Origin of the sequence: Candidatus Nebulibacter yamunensis (genome assembly GCF_024208055.1) — a bacterium.
Taxonomy (GTDB): Bacteria; Pseudomonadota; Gammaproteobacteria; order Francisellales; family Francisellaceae; genus Caedibacter; species Caedibacter lacustris.
Genome location: NZ_JAMBMW010000039.1, coordinates 1 through 5,276, shown reverse-complemented (window position 1 = coordinate 5,276; position 5,276 = coordinate 1). Strand labels below are relative to the sequence as shown.

Sequence of the window (5,276 nt, the reverse complement as noted above, 5' to 3'; positions counted from 1 at the left end):
AGGGTTTTAAAGGATGTTTGAAAGAGATATGAAGTGTAGATACTTGAATACTTTGAGCGATAGATTTTGTGGATTGTAGTTAGTGTAATGGAGATGGAGTTAGGATGTAGATTTTAATTTCATTGAGATGAGTAATTATGATCTAAGGATATAAACTGAAGAGTTTGATCCTGGCTCAGATTGAACGCTGGTGGTATGCTTAACACATGCAAGTCGAACGGGGTTAGTAGCTTGCTACTGGCTTAGTGGCGGACGGGTGAGTAACGCGTAGGAATCTGCCGTATAGAGGGGGACAACAGCTGGAAACGGTTGCTAATACCGCATGTTACCTGAGGGTAAAAGGCTGCTTTAGGGCAGTCGCTATACGATGAGCCTGCGTTGGATTAGCTAGTTGGTAAGGTAAAGGCTTACCAAGGCGATGATCCATAGCTGTTCTGAGAGGAAGATCAGCCACACTGGGACTGAGACACGGCCCAGACTCCTACGGGAGGCAGCAGTGGGGAATATTGGACAATGGGGGCAACCCTGATCCAGCAATACCACGTGTGTGAAGAAGGCCTTAGGGTTGTAAAGCACTTTAGTCACTGAGGAAGGTTATTAGGTTAAGAGCTAGATAACTTGACGTTAGGTGAAGAATAAGCACCGGCAAACTCCGTGCCAGCAGCCGCGGTAATACGGAGGGTGCGAGCGTTAATCGGAATTACTGGGCGTAAAGGGTTCGTAGGTGGTTGAATAAGTCAGATGTGAAAGCCCTGGGCTTAACCTGGGAGGTGCATATGATACTGTTTGACTAGAGTTTACTAGAGGATTGGGGAATTTCCGGTGTAGCGGTGAAATGCGTAGAGATCGGGAGGAACATCGATGGCGAAGGCAACAATCTGGGGTTAAACTGACACTGAGGGACGAAAGCGTGGGGATCAAACAGGATTAGATACCCTGGTAGTCCACGCTGTAAACGATGAGTACTAGCTGTTGGATCTGGTGTAAAAGATTTAGTGGCGCAGCAAACGCGATAAGTACTCCGCCTGGGGAATACGGCCGCAAGGTTAAAACTCAAAGGAATTGACGGGGACCCGCACAAGCGGTGGAGCATGTGGTTTAATTCGATGCAACGCGAAGAACCTTACCTACCCTTGACATCCACAGAACGGTTGAGAGATTGACTGGTGCCTTCGGGAACTGTGAGACAGGTGCTGCATGGCTGTCGTCAGCTCGTGTTGTGAAATGTTGGGTTAAGTCCCGCAACGAGCGCAACCCTTATTTTTAGTTGCCAGCATTTTGGATGGGCACTCTAGAGAGACTGCCGCTGATAAGGCGGAGGAAGGTGGGGACGACGTCAAGTCATCATGGCCCTTACGGGTAGGGCTACACACGTGCTACAATGGGCATTACAGAGGGAGGCGAAGGGGCGACCTGGAGCGAAACTCAAGAAAGGTGTTCGTAGTCCGGATTGCACTCTGCAACTCGAGTGCATGAAGTCGGAATCGCTAGTAATCGCGGATCAGCATGCCGCGGTGAATACGTTCCCGGGTCTTGTACACACCGCCCGTCACACCATGGGAGTGGGTTGCAAAAGAAGTAGGTAGCTTAACCGTTAGGAGGGCGCTTACCACTTTGTGATTCATGACTGGGGTGAAGTCGTAACAAGGTAGCCGTAGGGGAACCTGCGGCTGGATCACCTCCTTAAAGGTACGAAGCTGATTTTTAATATTGAATGTTTAATATTAAATAGTTGATAGTAAGAAGAAGTAGTACAAAGAAATAAAGAAAAGGCGAGAAGTATTTGAGTGTTTACAAATGATGTTTTTTCAGTAGATTGGGTCTGTAGCTCAGCTGGTTAGAGCGCACCCCTGATAAGGGTGAGGTCGGTAGTTCAAGTCTACTCAGACCCACCATTTTTGGGGCCATAGCTCAGCTGGGAGAGCGCCTGCTTTGCACGCAGGAGGTCAGGAGTTCGATCCTCCTTGGCTCCACCAAACTACGCATCGAAGTCTGAATGGGTATTCAGACTAGATTGTATTTATTAGGTTGCTCTTTAAATAGAGTGAGATAATGAATGCAAGAAGAGATCTTTAACAATTTATTATAGAGTAATGACCAAGAGAAGAAGCGCAAACGGTGGATGCCTTGGCAGTCAGAGGCGAAGAAGGACGTGATAGCCTGCGAAAAGCTTCGGGGAGTTGGCAAATGAGCATTGATCCGAAGATGTCCGAATGGGGGAACCCAGTTATTTTAGATAACTATCTGACCACTAAATGGAGTATTTGATATTTGAAGATGAGATTGGATTAGAGAATAGGATGATTTCAAGTTAAAAATTAAGTATTTGGTTTAGTGGTCAGAGGCGAACGTGGGGAACTGAAACATCTAAGTACCCATAGGAAAAGAAATCAACCGAGATTCCCCTAGTAGCGGCGAGCGAACGGGGAAGAGCCTGGTATATATTAGCACATAGATTAGCAGAACGATCTGGGAAGGTAGGCCATAGCAGGTGAAAGCCCTGTATGCGAAAATGTGTGTGTGGAACTAGATATACGAACAAGTAGGGCGGGACACGAGAAATCCTGTTTGAAGAAGGGGGGCCCATCCTCCAAGGCTAAATACTCCTGACTGACCGATAGTGAACCAGTACCGTGAGGGAAAGGCGAAAAGAACCCTGAAAAGGGAGTGAAATAGAACCTGAAACCGTTTGCGTACAAGCAGTGGGAGCATGTGTAGACATGTGACTGCGTACCTTTTGTATAATGGGTCAGCGAGTTAATGTTTGTGGCGAGGATAACTGAGTAAGGGATCCGAAGCGAAAGCGAGTTTGAATAGGGCGTTAAGTCGCAAGCATTAGACCCGAAACCGGCGCGATCTATCCATGACCAGGTTGAAGGTTGGGTAACACCAATTGGAGGACCGAACCCGGTACTGTTGCAAAAGTATGGGATGAGTTGTGGATAGGAGTGAAAGGCTAATCAAGCACGGAGATAGCTGGTTCTCCCCGAAAACTATTTAGGTAGTGCCTTGTGAGTGACTCGTTGGGGTAAAGCACTGTTTCGACTAGGGGGATTTTGCGATCTTACCGACTCGATGCAAACTTAGAATACGACGAAGTTGAATCACGGGAGACACACTGCGGGTGCTAAGGTCCGTAGTGGAGAGGGAAAGAGCCCAGACCGCCAGCTAAGGTCCTAAAGTTATCGCTAAGTGGGAAACGATGTGGGAAGGCATAGACAGCCAGGAGGTTGGCTTAGAAGCAGCCAACCTTTAAAGAAAGCGTAATAGCTCACTGGTCGAGTCGGCCTGCGCGAAAGATTTAACGGGGCTAAGCGATACACCGAAGCTGCGGATGGCACGAAGGTGTCATGGTAGGGGAGCGTTCTGTAAGCTGATGAAGGTGCATTGAGAAGTGTGCTGGAGGTATCAGAAGTGCGAATGCTGACATGAGTAACGAAAAATAAGTGAGATTCTTATTGGCCGAAAACCTAAGGGTTCCCACGCAATGTTAATCAACGTGGGGTAAGTCGGCCCCTAAGGCGTATCTGAAGAGAGAAGTCGATGGGAAACAGGTTAATATTCCTGTACCGATAATAATTGCGATGGAGGGACGGAGAAAGCTAGGTCTGCCTGGCGGATGGTAGTCCAGGTGAAAGCGCGTAGGTAGTAGTTGTAGGCAAATCCGCAGCTATGATAATCCAAGGCGTAAGACGAAGTGAAGCTTGCTTCACGAAGAGATTGAAGCTCTGCTTCCAGGAAAATCTTCTAAGCGAAAGATTATTATTGACCGTACTATAAACCGACACAGGTGGGTGGGTAGAGTATACCAAGGCAATGAGAGAACCCAGATGAAGGAACTAGGCAAAATGACACCGTAACTTCGGGAGAAGGTGTGCCCATATTAGGTGAAGGTATTGACTGCTGGAGCTGAAATGGGTTGCAAATACCAGGTGGCTGCGACTGTTTACTAAAAACACAGCACTCTGCGAACTCGTAAGAGGAAGTATAGGGTGTGACGCCTGCCCGGTGCCGGAAGGTTAATTGAAGGGGTTAGTTGTAAGACGAAGCTCTGGATCGAAGCCCCGGTAAACGGCGGCCGTAACTATAACGGTCCTAAGGTAGCGAAATTCCTTGTCGGGTAAGTTCCGACCTGCACGAATGGCGTAACGATGGCCACACTGTCTCCATCTGGGACTCAGTGAAATTGAAATCGCTGTGAAGATGCAGCGTACCCGCGGTTAGACGGAAAGACCCCGTGAACCTTTACTATAGCTTTGCACTGGACTTTGAGAATATTTGTGTAGGATAGGTGGGAGACGAAGAGACTTTGACGCAAGTTGAGGTGGAGTCGATGTTGAAATACCACCCTGATATTTTTGGAGTTCTAACTTGGACGATTAGTCGAGGACAGTGTATGGTGGGTAGTTTGACTGGGGCGGTCTCCTCCTAAAGAGTAACGGAGGAGTACGAAGGTGCACTCGCTGCGGTCGGAAATCGCAGCAAGAGTATAAAGGCAAAAGTGCGCTTGACTGAGAGAGTGACGGCTCGATCAGGTACGAAAGTAGGTCTTAGTGATCCGGTGGTTCCGAATGGAAGGGCCATCGCTCAACGGATAAAAGGTACTCCGGGGATAACAGGCTGATTCCTCCCAAGAGTTCATATCGACGGAGGAGTTTGGCACCTCGATGTCGGCTCATCACATCCTGGGGCTGAAGCAGGTCCCAAGGGTATGGCTGTTCGCCATTTAAAGTGGTACGCGAGCTGGGTTTAGAACGTCGTGAGACAGTTCGGTTCCTATCTGCCGTGGGCGTAGGAGATTTGAGAGGGTTTGTTCCTAGTACGAGAGGACCGGGATGAACGAACCGCTGGTGTTTGGGTTGTTTCGCCAGAAGCACTGCCCAGTAGCTAAGTTCGGAATGGATAACCGCTGAAAGCATCTAAGCGGGAAGCCAGCCTCAAGATGAGATCTCCCTTGAGGGTTGTTGAAGACTACGACGTAGATAGGCTGGCTGTGGAAGTACAGTAATGTATGAAGCTAACCAGTACTAATTGCCCGATAGACTTGGTTATTACTCTATGATAGATTGTTAAAGCTTTTGAGCTTGAGAGTTACCTGATGATAATAGCGACTGTGAACCACCTGAATCCATTCCGAACTCAGAAGTGAAAACAGTTAGCGTCGATGATAGTGTGGCATTCGTCATGTGAAAGTAGAACATCATCAGGTTTTTTATTTGTCATTAGTTTATCAATACGATAAAAACGACCCTTACCTCTTTAACTTTTTTAAAATA

The 5,276-nt window shown here is 47.8% G+C and carries 2 tRNA genes and 3 rRNA genes; all 5 read left to right on the top strand.

Annotated features, from left to right (window positions below):
* The first annotated feature begins 152 nt into the window (after positions 1–152).
* The 5 genes from M1V25_RS10080 to rrf all read left to right on the top strand — a co-directional run bounded on the left by M1V25_RS10080 (position 153) and on the right by rrf (position 5,209).
* Positions 153–1,686: ribosomal RNA gene (locus M1V25_RS10080) — 16S ribosomal RNA — on the top strand.
* 132 nt (positions 1,687–1,818) lie between these two features.
* Positions 1,819–1,895 (top strand) — tRNA-Ile (locus M1V25_RS10075).
* A gap of 5 nt (positions 1,896–1,900) precedes the next feature.
* Positions 1,901–1,976: transfer RNA gene (locus M1V25_RS10070), tRNA-Ala, on the top strand.
* A gap of 119 nt (positions 1,977–2,095) precedes the next feature.
* Positions 2,096–5,052, top strand: a 23S ribosomal RNA gene (locus tag M1V25_RS10065).
* Between the two features lie 42 nt (positions 5,053–5,094).
* Positions 5,095–5,209 (top strand): 5S ribosomal RNA (gene rrf / locus M1V25_RS10060).
* Together the 16S, 23S and 5S rRNA genes with 2 tRNA genes alongside form the textbook arrangement of a ribosomal RNA operon.
* Positions 5,210–5,276: the final 67 nt, after the last annotated feature.